The sequence below is a fragment of the Ancylobacter sp. G4_0304 genome (genome assembly GCF_047501495.1).
In the GTDB taxonomy this organism is placed as follows: domain Bacteria; phylum Pseudomonadota; class Alphaproteobacteria; order Rhizobiales; family Xanthobacteraceae; genus Ancylobacter.
Genome location: NZ_JAZDRM010000022.1, coordinates 1 through 14,754 on the forward strand (window position 1 = coordinate 1; position 14,754 = coordinate 14,754).

General features: G+C 68.8%; 12 protein-coding genes and 1 tRNA gene. 10 read left to right on the top strand and 3 right to left on the bottom strand.

Translation table 11 applies throughout. From position 1 onward, the window contains the following. Positions 1-191: 191 nt before the first annotated feature. Positions 192-1,454, bottom strand: coding sequence for a PAS domain S-box protein (locus VRZ77_RS13645; RefSeq protein ID WP_414593190.1), 1,263 nt, complete (start codon positions 1,452-1,454; stop codon positions 192-194). A gap of 82 nt (positions 1,455-1,536) precedes the next feature. On the opposite strand from VRZ77_RS13645, the gene VRZ77_RS13650 reads away from it, so the two are divergent. Next, entirely contained in the window at positions 1,537-1,965 is a 429-nt protein-coding gene (locus VRZ77_RS13650) for an Rrf2 family transcriptional regulator (RefSeq protein WP_414593191.1), read from the top strand. 73 nt (positions 1,966-2,038) lie between these two features. On the opposite strand, the gene VRZ77_RS13655 is transcribed toward VRZ77_RS13650, so the two are convergent. Further along, positions 2,039-2,125: transfer RNA gene (locus VRZ77_RS13655), tRNA-Leu, on the bottom strand. 236 nt (positions 2,126-2,361) lie between these two features. Here VRZ77_RS13655 and kdpF point away from each other — a divergent pair. From kdpF to VRZ77_RS13700, 9 genes are all read left to right on the top strand, one after another. Further along, entirely contained in the window at positions 2,362-2,487 is a 126-nt protein-coding gene (kdpF, locus tag VRZ77_RS13660; protein ID WP_414593192.1) for a K(+)-transporting ATPase subunit F, read from the top strand. A 17-nt stretch (positions 2,488-2,504) separates the two neighbouring features. Further along, positions 2,505-4,214 (top strand): potassium-transporting ATPase subunit KdpA, encoded by a 1,710-nt coding sequence (gene kdpA, locus VRZ77_RS13665; RefSeq protein WP_414593193.1) that lies wholly within the window; start codon positions 2,505-2,507, stop codon positions 4,212-4,214. 15 nt (positions 4,215-4,229) lie between these two features. Beyond that, entirely contained in the window at positions 4,230-6,284 is a 2,055-nt protein-coding gene (kdpB, locus tag VRZ77_RS13670) for a potassium-transporting ATPase subunit KdpB (protein WP_414593194.1), read from the top strand. A 2-nt stretch (positions 6,285-6,286) separates the two neighbouring features. After that, on the top strand, positions 6,287-6,856 hold the full coding sequence (kdpC, locus tag VRZ77_RS13675) for a potassium-transporting ATPase subunit KdpC (RefSeq protein ID WP_414593195.1): 570 nt from the start codon (positions 6,287-6,289) through the stop codon (positions 6,854-6,856). Positions 6,857-6,863: 7 nt separating this feature from the next. Next, positions 6,864-9,557: a DUF4118 domain-containing protein gene (locus VRZ77_RS13680; RefSeq protein WP_414593196.1), complete on the top strand. Its 2,694-nt coding sequence runs from the start codon at positions 6,864-6,866 to the stop codon at positions 9,555-9,557. Then, positions 9,554-10,243, top strand: coding sequence for a response regulator (locus VRZ77_RS13685; RefSeq protein WP_414593197.1), 690 nt, complete (start codon positions 9,554-9,556; stop codon positions 10,241-10,243). The genes VRZ77_RS13680 and VRZ77_RS13685 overlap by 4 nt, the downstream gene beginning before the upstream one ends. 172 nt (positions 10,244-10,415) lie before the next feature. Further along, positions 10,416-12,122 carry a uracil-xanthine permease family protein gene (locus VRZ77_RS13690; protein WP_414593198.1) on the top strand — a complete coding sequence of 569 codons (1,707 nt, stop codon included), beginning with the start codon at positions 10,416-10,418 and terminating at the stop codon, positions 12,120-12,122. A 98-nt stretch (positions 12,123-12,220) separates the two neighbouring features. Next, the gene (locus VRZ77_RS13695; RefSeq protein ID WP_414593199.1) at positions 12,221-12,553 is read left to right on the top strand and encodes an STAS domain-containing protein; all 333 of its coding nucleotides are present in this window, start codon (positions 12,221-12,223) and stop codon (positions 12,551-12,553) included. Between the two features lie 33 nt (positions 12,554-12,586). After that, positions 12,587-13,024 (top strand): ATP-binding protein, encoded by a 438-nt coding sequence (locus tag VRZ77_RS13700; RefSeq protein ID WP_414593200.1) that lies wholly within the window; start codon positions 12,587-12,589, stop codon positions 13,022-13,024. 6 nt (positions 13,025-13,030) lie between these two features. On the opposite strand, the gene VRZ77_RS13705 is transcribed toward VRZ77_RS13700, so the two are convergent. After that, positions 13,031-14,632 carry a Na/Pi symporter gene (locus tag VRZ77_RS13705; RefSeq protein ID WP_414593201.1) on the bottom strand — a complete coding sequence of 534 codons (1,602 nt, stop codon included), beginning with the start codon at positions 14,630-14,632 and terminating at the stop codon, positions 13,031-13,033. Between the last annotated feature and the right edge of the window lie 122 nt (positions 14,633-14,754).

Consider the following 14,754-nt stretch of genomic DNA (forward strand, 5'->3'; position numbering starts at 1 on the left):
GTACTATGTCTTAAGACCTGGGAGAGTAGGTCGCTGCCAGGCCTGCCAAACACAGCATCCGCTTCTAAACGATACCTACAAAAACCCCCGCAAGGCTCAAAAAGCCGGCGGGGGTTTTCGTTTGTGTTGCGGGGACGTGGCCGGAATCAGGGCGCCGACACGCGAGTCTAGTGGCATGGGCGCACAGCCGCTCACGGCCCGGCGTGCTGCTCGCGCAAGCCCGCCAGCTCCTTCTTCAGCGCCCGCAGCTCCTCGAAACGCTTCGTCACATCGCGCAGCACCGAGGCCATGCCGGTGACGCGGCCACGGTCATCCTTCAGCAGCACGATGGTGAATTCCAGCGAGATGCGTCCGCCCGCCTTGGTCAATCCCGGCACGGCGAGCAGATCGCCGGCGCCGTAGCGGCTCTGCCCGGTGCTCACCGTCTCGTGGTAGCCGTCCCAATGGCGTTGGCGAAACGGCTCGGGGATGATGATGTCGAGCGACTGGCCGAGGGCTTCCTCCTGCGTGAAGCCGAACACCCGCGTCGCGCCGGCGTTCCACAGCACGATCATCCCCTCGCGATCGCTGGCGATCACCGCATCGGCGGCACTGTCCAGCAATCCGTCGGCGATCTCGGTGCGGCTGAAGCCGCTAATGGTGGTCGCCGCGTGCGGAGCCGCGATGCTGGAGGACGATGCCGGCGTGGGCGCGGCGTCGAGCAGGTCCTCCACCTGGCCGAAGAACTCGTAATGCAGTCGGGATGACGGCACCCCGGCAGCTGTCAACGCACCGATCATTTCCCGCAGAAAGTCGAGCGGACCGCAGACAAAGTAGTCCGCAATCTTGGCCTCTGTATTCGCAAGGATCCACTCCGGCGTCAGGTGACCGGAAATATCATAGTCGCGACCTTCCCGATCCTCCGGTCGAGAGCGGCTGTAGAAGGTCGTCACAGTCACGTCCGGCGCCTGATCGGCAAGCGCGCGGACATGGCCGCCGAAGGCATGGCTGGCGCCGTCCCGCGCGCCGTGCACGAAATGAATCGGCTGACCGATCGGCGCCGCGGCGTGCTGCTCCAGCATCGCGACCATCGGCGTCAGCCCGACGCCGGCGCTCAGCATCACCACGGGGGCCGTGGCAGGGTCGGGCAGCACGAAGCTTCCAGCCGGGCCGGCGACGTCGAATTCGGCGCCAGTGACGGCATGGTCGTGCAGCCATTGCGAGACCCGCCCGGCCTCCTGACGCCGCACCGAAATGCGCCAGTTCTCCCCATTCGGGGCGCAGGAAATCGTGTAGTTGCGCTTGTGCCGGCCCTCGCCGGGAATGTCGACCCACAGCGTGAGATGCTGGCCGGCGCGGTGTGCCGGCGGAGCCCCACCATCGGCCGGACGCAGCACGAACGAGGTGATGACATCGCTTTCCGCGTGCCGGCTCGCGAGTACGAACCGGCGCGTGCCGCTGGTCGAGCTATTCATGAACCGGCTCCCCGTGAAAACATGCATATGATATGCATATAATTGGAGCAATGAAAGTCAGCCGGCGCGCGAGGGGCCGCAGATGCATCTGACGCGCTATTCCGACTATGCGATGCGCGTGCTGCTCTATCTTGGCGCGCGCCCGGAGCGCCAATGCTCGATCGCGGAAGTGGCCAAAGCCTACGGCATCTCGCAGAGCCATTTGATGAAGGTGGTCAGCGATCTCGTGCAGGCGGGCTATGTGGCGAGCGTGCGCGGGCGAACCGGCGGCATCCGGCTTGGCATGCCGCCAGAGCGCATCGTCATCGGTGAACTGGTACGCCGCACCGAGGGCAGCCTGGCGCTGGTTGATTGCGCGAACTGCCTGCTGGCCCCCGGCTGCGGCCTCGCCTGCGTTCTGGGCGAAGCGATGGGGGCGTTCCTTGCGGTGCTGGACCGCCACACGCTCGCCGATGTGATCGCCCGCCGGCCGGAAGCGCTGAGCCGCCTGGTCGGTGAGCCTTTTCGGTAGGTGGGAGGGGGCGGCACTCCCATCGCCGCGTATGTCCGCGCGCGAAGCGAGTTGCGAGAGGCTTGTCTTGAACTGGTGCGGGCGGTCGGACTCGAACCGACATATTGTTGCCAATGGCGGATTTTGAGTCCGCTGCGTCTACCAATTCCGCCACGCCCGCGCGAGCGCCTGTCTATAACGGATCGCGCGTTCCGCCAATAAAGATGCGCGGGAAAATGAGGCGTCCTCCACGCCCGATCTTGAGCTTTTCCTTACGCCCGGCTTCGCGCTCCGCAATCGATATCTGACCCGTGACGGGTCCATCTCTCCGGCTCCTTGAAGCGTCAGGAGATTGTCCCGTGGCGGACCTTTTCTTTCTGTTCCTCACCGTCGGCCTGTTCGCCGCGCTCTCGGTCTATGCGCGCCTGCTCGCACGGCTATCGTGAGGGATTTGCCATGATCGAACCCATTCTCGGCCTCGCGGTCGCGCTCGCGCTCGCGGCCTATCTCGTCGTGACGCTGCTGCGTCCTGAACATTTCTGAGCGGCGGAGCCCTCATCATGTCTCTCGTCGGGTGGCTGCAGATCGCAGCCTTGTTCCTTAGCGTGCTTCTCGTGGTGAAGCCGCTGGGAAGCTATATGGCGCGCGTGTTCTCGGGCGAGCGCACCGTTCTGTCGCCACTGCTCGCGCCGGTGGAAGCCGGCTTCTATGGGCTGGCCGGCATCGATGCCCGCAAGGAGCAGGGCTGGCTGGCTTATACGCTGGCCATGCTCGCCCTCTCGCTCACCGGCGTGCTGGCGCTCTACGCCATTCTGCGGCTGCAGGCTTTTCTGCCGTTCAATCCGCAGGGCTTTGCCAATGTGCCGGCGGACCTCGCCTTCAACACGGCGGTGAGCTTCGTCACCAACACCAACTGGCAGAACTATGCGGGTGAGACCACGCTGAGCCATTTCAGCCAGATGGCCGGGCTCACCACGCAGAATTTCGTCTCGGCGGCGACCGGCATGGCGCTGGCCATGGCGCTCACCCGCGCCTTCGCCCGCTCGCGGGCGGCGACGCTGGGCAATTTCTGGGTCGATCTGACCCGCGCCACGCTCTATGTGCTGCTGCCGCTCGCCATCGCGGTCGCGCTCATCTTCGTTTTCATGGGCTTGCCGCAGACGCTGGAAGCCTCGGTCACCGCGACGACGCTCGAAGGGGCCCAGCAGGTGATCGCGCTCGGTCCGGTGGCGAGCCAGGAGGCGATCAAGCAGATCGGCACCAATGGCGGCGGCTTCTTCAACGTCAACGCCGCGCACCCGTTCGAGAACCCGACCGCGCTGTCGAACCTTCTCAACATCTTCGCGATGCTCTCGGTCTCCTCGGCGCTGGTCTACAGCTTCGGCCAGATGGTCGGCGACCGCAGGCAGGGCTGGGCCTTCCTCGCCGCGATTGCGATCCTGCTGATCGCGGGCGTCGGCGCGGTGTATTGGGCGGAGACCTACGGCAACCCGATCCTGACCTCGCTCGGCCTCGATGCGGCCGCCGGCAATATGGAGGGCAAGGAGGTGCGCTTCGGCCAGTCCGCCAGCGCGCTGTATGCGGCGGTGACCACGGGGCTCTCCGATGGCGGCGTCAACGCCATGCATGGTTCGCTGACCGGAGCGGGCGGGCTGGTGCCGATGTTCCTGATCCAGCTCGGCGAGGTGCTGCCGGGCGGCGTCGGCTCGGGGCTCTACGGGCTGGTGGTGTTCGCCATTCTCGCGGTGTTCGTCGCCGGGCTGATGGTCGGGCGCACGCCGGAACTGCTTGGCAAGAAGATCGATGGGCGCGAGATGAAATACGCCATGCTCGCCGTGCTGATCCTGCCGCTGGCGATCCTCGGCTTTGCCGCGGTGTCGGCGCTGCTGCCGGTGGCGCTGGCCAGCATCGGCACGCCGGGCCCGCACGGCCTCTCGGAAATCCTCTACGCCTACACCTCGGCGGCCGGCAATAACGGCTCGGCCTTTGGCGGGCTGTCGGGCAATACGCCCTGGTACAACACCACGCTCGGGCTCGCCATGATGTTCGGCCGCTTCGGCTATGTGGTTCCGGTCATGGCGATTGCCGGCTCGATCGCGATGAAGGTCCGAACAAAGGCATCGAGCGGCACGTTTCCGACCCACACGCCGCTGTTCGTCGGCCTGCTGATCGGCATCATCCTCATTCTCGGCGGCCTGCAGTTTTTCCCCGCGCTGGCGCTCGGCCCCATCGTCGAGCAGTTCGCCATGCTCGCCGGCCAGACCTTCTGAAGGAAAGGGCACATCATGTCCTCCAAATCCAATGCTCCCGAAGCCGGCCGCCCGCAGGGGCTGCTCGATCCGGCGATTCTCGTGCCGGCGTGTCGCTCGGCCTTCGCCAAGCTCGATCCGCGCCAGCTCATGCGCAACCCGGTGATCTTCGTCACCGAGGTGGTGGCGGCGCTCGTCACCCTGTTCTTCCTGCGCGACCTCGTAAGCGGCGGGGAGGCGGGCTTCTCCGGCCAGATCGCCGCGTGGCTGTGGTTCACCGTGCTGTTCGCCACCTTCGCCGAAGCCGTGGCGGAAGGGCGGGGCAAGGCGCAGGCGGAAAGCCTGAAGCGTACCCGCTCCGAACTCTCCGCCCGCCGGCTGCTGGAGGGCGGCGCGCGCAATGAGACCGTGCCTGCCACCGCGCTCAGGCTCGGCGATATCGTGCTGGTCGAGGCCGGGGAGCTGATCCCGGGCGATGGCGAGGTGGTCGAGGGTGTCGCCTCGGTGAACGAGAGCGCCATCACCGGCGAATCCGCGCCTGTCATCCGCGAATCCGGCGGCGACCGCTCGGCGGCGACCGGCGGCACGCAGGTGCTGTCCGACCGGCTGAAGATCCGCATCACCGTGGCGCCGGGCTCCAGCTTCGTCGATCGCATGATCGCGCTGATCGAAGGCGCCAAGCGGCAGAAGACCCCGAACGAGATCGCGCTGTCGATCCTGCTGTCCGGCCTCACGTTGATCTTCCTGATCGCCGTGGTGACGCTGTGGGGGCTGGCCGGCTATTCCGGCACCGTTCTGTCGGTCACCGTGCTGGCCGCGTTGCTGGTCACGCTGATCCCGACCACCATTGGCGGCCTGCTCTCGGCCATCGGCATTGCCGGCATGGACCGGCTGGTGCGCTTCAACGTCATCGCCACCTCCGGCCGCGCGGTGGAGGCGGCGGGCGATGTCGACACGCTGCTGCTCGACAAGACCGGCACCATCACCTTCGGCAACCGCATGGCGACCGATTTCATTCCCGTCCCGGGCGTGGCGCCGCTCGACCTCGCACAGGCCGCGCTGCTGGCGAGCCTCGCCGACGAGACGCCGGAAGGCCGCTCCATCGCGGCGCTGGCGACCGGCGAGTTCGGTGCGTCGGCACAGGGTTTCACTACGGAGTCCATCGTGCCCTTCGCCGCCGAAACCCGGCTCTCGGGCGTCGATGGCGGCGGGCGGCGGCTGCGCAAGGGCGCGGTCGACGCGGTGCTGCGCTTCACCGGCCTCGGCCCGCAGGATGCGCCCGCCGAATTCCGGCAGGCGGTGGACCGCATCGCCCGCACCGGCGGCACCCCGCTGGCGGTGGCCGACGGCGGCAGGCTGGTGGGCGTCATCCATCTCAAGGACGTGGTGAAGCCCGGCATCAAGGAGCGCTTCGCCCGCATGCGCGCCATGGGCATCCGCACCGTGATGGTCACCGGCGATAACCCGGTGACGGCGGCCGCCATTGCCTCGGAGGCCGGCGTGGACGATTTCCTCGCCCAGGCGACGCCGGAGGACAAGCTCGCCTATATCCGCCGCGAGCAGGAGGGCGGCCGGCTGATCGCCATGTGCGGCGACGGCACCAATGACGCGCCGGCGCTGGCGCAGGCGGATGTCGGCGTCGCCATGCAGACCGGCACGCAGGCCGCGCGGGAAGCCGCGAACATGGTCGACCTAGATTCCTCGCCGACCAAGCTCATCGAGATCGTCGAGATCGGCAAGCAATTGCTGATGACGCGCGGCTCGCTCACCACCTTCTCCATCGCCAACGATGTCGCGAAGTATTTTGCGATCATCCCGGCGCTGTTCGTGGCGACCTATCCGGCGCTCGACGCGCTGAATGTGATGGGGCTCGCCTCGCCGCAATCGGCGATCCTCTCGGCGGTGATCTTCAACGCGCTGATTATCATCGCGCTGATCCCGCTCGCGCTGAAGGGCATCGCCTATCGCCCGGTCGGCGCCAGCGCGCTGCTGCGCCGCAACCTGCTGGTCTACGGGCTCGGCGGCCTCATCCTGCCGTTTGCCGGCATCAAGCTCATCGACCTCGCCGTCTCGGCGCTTCATCTGGTGTGATCATGCTTAAAGCTCTCCGCCCCGCCCTCGTACTCACGCTTCTGATGACGGTGCTGACCGGGCTCGCCTATCCGCTCGCCATCACCGGCATCGCCGATGCCATGGCGCGTGACAAGGCGCGCGGCAGCCTGATCACCCGCGAGGGCACGGTGATCGGCTCCAGCCTCATCGGCCAGAACTTCGCCTCGGAGCGCTATTTCTGGCCGCGCCCCTCGGCGACCGGCCCGGACCCCTATAATGCCGGGGCCTCCAGCGGCTCCAATCTCGGCCCGACCTCGGCGAAGTTGCGCGAGCGCGTTGCCGCGGATGTCGAGCGGCTGCGCGGGGCGGGGCTTGCCGGCACCGTGCCGGCCGACGCCGCGACCACCTCGGCCTCGGGGCTCGATCCGCACATCTCGCCGGACTTTGCCCGCGCGCAGGTGGCCCGCGTCGCCCATGCCCGCGGCTTGGCCGAAGCCGATGTTGCCGCGCTGGTGGAGCGCGTCGCGGAAGGCCGGCAGCTCGGCTTCATCGGCGAGCCGCGCGTCAACGTGCTAGAGCTGAATCTCGCACTGGATGCGCTCAAGGGCTGAACCGGGCATGGCGCCGACCGCCGACCGACACGATAACCGGCCGGACCCGGATGCCCTGCTCGCCGCCGCGCGGCAGGACGGACGGGGCCGGCTGACCATTTTCCTCGGTGCCGCGCCCGGGGTCGGCAAGACCTACGCCATGCTGACACGGGCGCGGAAGCTGAAGGCCGACGGCATCGACATCGTGGTCGGCCTCGCCGAGACCCATGGCCGCGCGGAGACCGCGCAGCTTCTCGACGGGCTCGACGTGCTGCCGCGCGTGCGGCTGGAGCATCGCGGCCGGATGATCGAGGCGTTCGACCTCGATGGCGCGCTCGCCCGCCGCCCGCGCCTGCTGATCGTCGACGAACTCGCCTCCTCGAACCCGGAAGGCGCGCGCCATCCCAAGCGCTACCAGGACATCGAGGAACTGCTGGAGGCGGGGATCGACGTCTGGACGGCGTTGAACGTCCAGCATCTGGAGAGCCTGTCCGACGTCGTGGCCGACATCACCGGGGTGAAGGTGCGCGAGCGCATTCCCGATACGGTGCTGCGCAAGGCCGATCAGGTCATCCTCGTCGATCTGCCCCCGGCCGAGCTGATCGAGCGGCTGAAGGATGGCCGAATCTATCTCGCCGATACCATCCAGCGCGCCTATGAGCGCTATTTCCGCCTCGGCAACCTCACGGCCCTGCGCGAACTCGCCTTGCGCCGCACCGCCGACCGTGTCGACGACGACATGGTCGATTATCTCAAGCGCCACGCTATCGAGGGGCCGTGGGCCACGGCGGAGCGGCTGATCGTCTGCGTCGGGCCGGATGCACTATCGGAAAAGGTGGTGCGCACCGCGAGCCGGCTCGCTTCCGGCCTCAACGCGCCGTGGATCGTGGTGTCGCTGGAGCGCGCCGAGCGCGAGGTCGACGACGCCGCGCAGGCGCGGGTCGATAGCTGGCTGCGGCTTGCCGAGAGCCTTGGGGCGGAAACCCGGCGCATCATCGCCAGCGATTTCGTCACTGAGCTGATCCGCCTCGCCCGGCGCGAGCATGCCACCCAGATCGTGCTCGGCGCCCATTCGCGCCCGCGCTGGGCGAGCTGGTTCAGCGCCTCGCTCGCCGATGAGGTGGCCGCCAGCGCCTCCGGGCTCGGCGTCCATCTGGTGACCGGCGAGGGCGAGGAGCCGCTTCGCCGGCCGCGCCGGTTCCCGGTCGGCTTTGTCGGCTGGCTGCGCTCGGGCGCGGTGGCCTGCGTGTGCGTGGCAGCGGCGACGCTGATCGGTATCGGAATCGACCGGGTGATTCCGGTGCCCAACGTCTCGCTGCTGTTTCTGATGGCGGTGGTGGTCGCCGCGATAAGGGCCGGCTATGGCGCGGCGCTGCTGGCGGCGCTGCTGTCGGGCCTCGCCTATAATTTCTTCTTCATCGGGCCGCTTTATACCTTCACCATAGCGTCGCCGCATGAGGTGTTCGCCTTCATCGTGTTTCTCGTCGCCGCGCTGCTGGCGGGCGGGCTGGCCTCGCGGGTGCGCGAGCAGGCGCAGACCGCGCGGGCGAGGGCGAGGGCGGTGCAGTCGCTCTATGATTTCGCCGGCAAGCTCTCCGGCACCGCCAAGCCCGAGGATGTGCTGTGGGTGGCGGTCGCCCAACTCCATACCAGCTTCGGCCGTCCCGCCGTGGTGCTGACCCCGCGCGAGGGCGAACTCTCGCTCGCCGCCGCCTGGCCGCCCGACGCGGAGCTCGGCGTCGCGGACATGACCGCCGCGCGCTGGGCCTTCGAGCATGGCGAGCCGGCCGGGCAGGACACCGGCACGCTGCCCTCCAGCCCCTACCAGTTCCGCCCGATGATGAACCCGGATGGCGCGGTCGGCGTCTACGGGTTGCGCTGGGGCGGCGAGGCCATCGACGGCGTATCGGAGCGCATGATGCTGGCGGTGATGGACCAGACCGCCATCGCCCTCGACCGCGCGCGGCTCGCCGAGGAAGCGATCGCGCAGGGCGCGCGGCTGCAGGGCGAGAATTTGCGCGCGGCGCTGCTGTCCTCGATCTCGCACGATCTGCGCACCCCGCTCGCCACCATCACCGGCGCGGTCACCAGCCTGCGCCAGCTCGGCGACCGAATGAGCGCGGCGAGCCGCGACGACCTCTTGCTCACCATCGAGGAGGAAAGCGCGCGGCTCTCCCGCTTCGTCGCCAATCTGCTCGACATGACGCGGATCGAGGCCGGCACGCTCGATGCGCGCTCGGACTGGATCGATGTCGGCGACGCCATTCGCGCGGCGCAGGAGCGCTGCGCCCGCTATTTCCCCAAGCTCGGCATCGTCACCCGCATCGATCCCGGCCTGCCGCTGCTGCGCGGCGACGGCGTGCTGCTCGGACAGGTGCTGTTCAACCTGCTGGACAACGCCGCCAAATATGGCGGGGGCCAGCCGGTCGAGCTCTATGCACGGGTCGAGGGCCGTGATCTTGTCATCTCCGTCACCGATGCCGGGCCGGGCATCCCGCCGGAAGACCTCGGCGCGGTGTTCGAGAAATTCTTCCGGCGCGGCAATCCCGACGGCCGCCCGCCCGGCACCGGGCTCGGCCTGTCGATCGCGAAAGGGTTCGTCGAAGCCATGGGCGGCACCATCACGGCGGAAAGCCCGGCGCCGCAGCGCCAGGGTCGGCCGCGCGGCACCCGGATGGTGCTGCGCTTTCCGCTGTCCGAGCAGGAACGGGTCGAGCCATGAGCGGCAATCGCGTTCTCGTGGTGGATGACGAGCCGCAGATCCAGCGCTTCCTGCGTCCGGCTTTGTCGGCGGCGGGCTATGAGGTGTTCGAGGCGGCGACCGGGGCCGAGGCGCTCAGGGCCGCCGCCACCACGGCGCCGGACCTCATCCTGCTCGATCTCGGCCTGCCGGACATGGACGGCAAGGAGGTGATCGCCCGGCTGCGCGGCTGGTCGCATGTGCCGATCATCATCCTGTCCGCGCGCGACCGCGAGGCCGAGAAGATCGCCGCGCTCGATCTCGGGGCGGATGATTATGTGGAAAAGCCGTTCGGCATCGGCGAGCTCACCGCGCGCATCCGCACCGCGCTGCGCCACAAGAAGGGCGTCGAGGTCGAGGCCGAGCGCTACGCCGTCGACGGGCTCGATATCGACATGGTGCGCCGGCTGGTGACGCGCGGCGGCGAGCCGGTGAAACTGACGCCCAAGGAATATGACCTCCTGACCCTTCTGGCCCGCCATGCCGGCCGCGTGGTGACGCACCGCACGCTGCTGACCTCGGTGTGGGGCCCGGCCCATGGCGAGGACCTGCACTATCTGCGGGTGTTCATCGGCCAGCTCCGGCAGAAGATCGAGCGCGATCCGGCCAATCCCGCCATCATCCGCACCGAGCCGGGCGTCGGCTACCGTTTCGCCGAGGCGGCCTGAGCGGGGCACGCGCGCCGGTGGGTTTCCCGTCACGGCTGTTGCCGGTAATTCCCGAAGCATTCATAGTCGCTTGAGGACGGCGCGCGGGCTGGTGCGCCGCGGCAGGGGCGGACGAGAATGGCAGTGGCGGATCATCCCCGGGGCGGGCTCGCACGGGGGCGCGTGGCGACCCATGGCGCGTAAACCTTCCAACATCATCTACAGCGCGCCCGAGCGCCCGCCGCTCACCACGCTGGTGATCCTGGCATTCCAGCATGCCGTGCTGGCGCTGCTGTTCGTGGTCTATCCCATCGTCGCGGCCGCCGAGGCCGGGCTGTCCTTCGAGGACACGCAGGTGCTGATCACCGGCTGCGTCATCTTCATGGGCATCACCACCATGCTGGTGTGCTGGCCGCGCACCGGCTCCGGCGTGCTGCTGGTGCAGCTTCCGAACCCGATGCATCTGCCGCTGGCGGTCCAGTCCCTCGGCCTAGGGGGCCCGGCGGCCTATGCCGGCACCAGCGTGCTTACCGCCTTCAGCCAGCTCGCGCTGACCCGTTTCATGGGCGCGCTGCGCTCGGTGTTTCCGCCGGAAGTCTGCGGCGTGGCCGTGACCATGATGGGCGTGGCGCTCGCCGCGCCGGCCTTCCGCCGTGCCTTCAATCTCATCGAGGAGAGCGGCGGCGCGATCGACTACCGCTATCCGCTGGTGAGTTTCGTCACGCTGGCGGTGATCGTCGCCCTCGCCATTTTCTCGCGGGGCATGCTGCGCCTGTTCGCGGTGGCGATCGGCGCGAGCCTGGGCTGGGGGCTGGCGGTGTATTACGGCCTCACCCCCGACCACCCGAGCTTCGAGTTTTCCGCCCTGCCGCTGGTCGACCTGCCGAACCTGCGCTGGCCGGGCCTGACCTTCTCCTGGGTCGCTGTGCCGGTCGCCATCATCACGGCCGTCGTCTCCGCCATCGACATGCTCGGCACCGTGGTCTCGATGCAGCGCATGGACGATGCCGACTGGCGGCGCGTCGACATGAACACGGCGGGCCGCGCCATCCGCGCCAACAGCATCGGCGATCTCGGTGCGGCGCTGGTGGGCGGCTTTGCCAGCGCCTCCTCGTCCGCCTCGATCGGCGTCGCCTTCGCGACCGGCACCACGGCGTGGCGCGTCGGCATCGCGGCGGGGCTCATGGTGCTGGCCTCCGCATTTTCGCCGCGGCTGATCGCGCTTCTGAGCATCATTCCCTCCTCGGTGATCGGGGCGATCCTGCTCTATGCCGCGGCCTTCCTCATCGTCGCGGGCATGGACCTGATCCTGTCGCGGCGCATGAGCGACCGGCGCATCTTCACGGTCGGCCTGTCAGTGCTCGCCGGCCTCGCGGTGGCGGTGCTGCCGGAGCTGGTCGAGGCGCTGCCGGACTGGATGCACCCGATCTTCGAATCGCCGCTCTCGGTCGCCACCGGCTTCGCCATCGCGCTCAACCTGCTGTTCCGCATCGGTATCCGCCAGGAAGCCAGCGTGCCGGTGAAGCGGGGCGACAACGCGTTCGAGACCGCGACCGAGTTCCTGGAGCGGCAGGGCGACCTGTGGGGCGCGCGGCGCGACGTGGTGGCTGCGGCGATTCCGCTCGCCGCCGAGGCCGCCGAGATGCTGCTCGACAACGACCTCGCCACTGGCGACGTGGAGATGCGGGCGCATTTCGACGAGATGAATTTCGACGTTTCGCTGCTCTACAACGGCGAGCCGATCGAAGTGCCAAGCCTGCGTCCCTCGCCGGAAGCCCTGCTGGGCGACGCCCATGAGGTGGCGCGCTTCGTCGGCTACATGCTGAGCAAGCGCGCGGACCGTCTGGTGCTTGGCCGCGAGGGCGAACGGCAGGTGCTGACCCTGCGCATGGAGCACTGAGCGCGGTATCGCGCCTGTGCTTGCGTGCCCTTGGCCTTGTCGGCTAATCCTGACGCGGTGCGAAAGGCACAGGCGCGTGCAGGTGGTTCGGAGTTTCGATGCAGATAGACCGTTCCATTGAGAATGCCGTCGTGGTGACGACGGTGAAGGGCCGGCTGGACAGCTCCAGTGCCCAGCGGCTCGACGAGGTTCTGGCGGCAATCCCGGAGGGCAGCAGCGGCGTGCTGCTCGATTTCGCCGAGCTGGTCTTCATCTCGTCGGCGGGCCTGCGCGTCGTGCTGAAGGCGGCCAAGCTCGCGCGCGGCGCCAGCATTCCGCTCGCCGTGTGCGGCCTCAGCCCGCAGGTGCACGAGGTGTTCGAGGTAAGCGGCTTCTCCGCCCTCATCCCCATCCACCAGAGCCGCGAAACCGCGCTGGCGGCGCTGACCTAGCGGCGCCTTCCGGGCGATGTCGAGGGCGGAGACATGATCGACAACGGGATCGACATCCGCCTCGACAACGACCTTTCGGAGATGGAGCGTCTCGGCGCGGCGCTCGACGCCTATGCCGAAGCCTCCGGGCTGCCGGCCCGGGTCGCCTTCAATGTCAGCCTCGCCGTCGACGAGTTCGTCAGCAATGCCATCAATCACGGCTATGCCGACGGGCGACGCGGCGAGATCGCGGTTTCGCTCGCGCGCGAGGGCGACCGCCTGACGCTGGTGATCCGCGACGATGGCGATGCCTTCGACCCCTTCACCGCCCCGCCGCCCGATCTCGACGCGCCGATCGAGGATCGCCGTATCGGCGGGCTCGGCGTGCATCTGGTGCGCCGCTTCGCCGGCGGGTTTGCCTATGCGCGCGAGAACGGGTGCAACGTGGTGACGCTGCAATTCGATCTCGAAGGCGCCGATACGCCAGGCTGAGGGCGTTCAGCCGGCGGCGGAGCGGCGGGCCTGGCTCAAATCGTTCACCAGACGGCGCGCGAGCCATACGATGCGCTCGAACAGCACCGTCATGCGGAACAGCGCGTTCTGCGCCTCCGCGCCGACGTCTTCCTGCGAGGAGAGGCGCAGCCGCAGTTCCTCCATCAGCTTGTCGCGGTGACCGAGCAGGCTGAGCACCATATCGGGATCGTCCGCCGCCGGGTCCTCGGCATGGTCGGCCACGGTGCCGAGCAGGGCATGCAGCGCTTCCACCAGCCGGCCGGCGGCGGGGAGTGCACGCGCGCTGACGCTGGCATCGGCGAGTTCCGCCAGAGCCTCGTGCAAGGCGCTGGCATTGACGGCGGCATCCTCCAGCAGCAGAGCGGTGGCGACCTGCGGGCGGGTCGGCTGGTTGTCGAGCAGCGAGGTCAGATAGGCCCGGATCGCGCCGGCCAGCGTCACGCCGGCGGTGCGCAGCACGGCCGGGGAGGGGGCCGCGAGGTCCGGCTCGTCGCGTATGTGGTCCAGCATCTGCGGCAGGCGCGCGCTCAGGCGGCCGAGCTCGTGCAAGGTGAGGTCGAGCGCGGCGGCCGGGTCGTTCAGCGCCTCGCGCATCAGAAAGGCCGGCTGCGCCAGCGTCTCGACCGCGGGCACCGGCATCAGGCGCAGCATCAGCCGGCGCGTCGGTTCCTCGATCAGGCTCGCCCCGGCGGCGCCGACGATCTGCGCCAGCAGGAACAGGATGGCGAGCTGCCCGTCCGGCGCGCTGCCGGCCAGACCCAGCAGGCTCGCGCCCGGCCCCGGATAGAGCGCGGCGAAGGTGGCGACGACGGCGAGGAACAGCGCGCCGATGCCCTTCTGCGCGACCTGAAGCGCGAAGGCGAGGCGCCCGGCCGTGGTCTCGCCGGGGATCAGCACCGCATTGTTGATCATGCCGGCGGCATTGGCGCCCGCGACCAGCGGCAGTGCGGCCGGCAGGTCGAGCAGCCCGCCGCTCATCGCCGCGACCGCGATGGCCGCCGACACCGAGGAGGATTGCGAGACGCAGGAGAAAATCGCGCCGATCAGCGCGAGCACCAGCGGCTGGTCGAGCGCGGCCTCCCACCACGGCAGGTGCATCAGCCCGTCGCGGATCGGACCGACGGCGAGCGCGACCAGATGCATGCCGAACAGCAGCATGGCGGCGCCGAGCGCGGCTTCCATGGCATGCTTGAGGCTCTCGCGCTTTACCAGCTTGAAATAGCTGGCGAAACCCGCCGCGCCGATGACGATGCCGGCGGCGATCGAGGTGTCGAACGCCACCAGAAGCGGCAGCAGCGCCGTGCCGACATTGGCCCAGACCGGAGCCAGCAGCACCGTGCTGCCGGTGAGGATGCCGGCCCTCACGAAGGAGACCACGATCCACGACACGGCGGTGGAGCTCTGCGTCACCGCGCCGGCGATGGTGCCGCCGATAGCGCAGCTCATCCGGCCGCGCAGGGCGCGGGCAAAGGCGGCGCGTGCGCGCCGGCCCATGAGCGGCACGAGGTTGGCGGAGAGCGCCCTCACGCCGATGAAGAACAGGCCGAGCCCGGCGAGGAGCTCCGAAATCGTGGCAAGGGCACTCAACGCGCAACACCCGATGGGTCTGGGTTTCGATCCGAGGACGCTCGATCCGGCGGCAGCGCGCCGTGCCGGCGCCGCATCGGCCGGGAGGGATTAGCAATCGGCGCGCCAAGCCGCTCGGACAG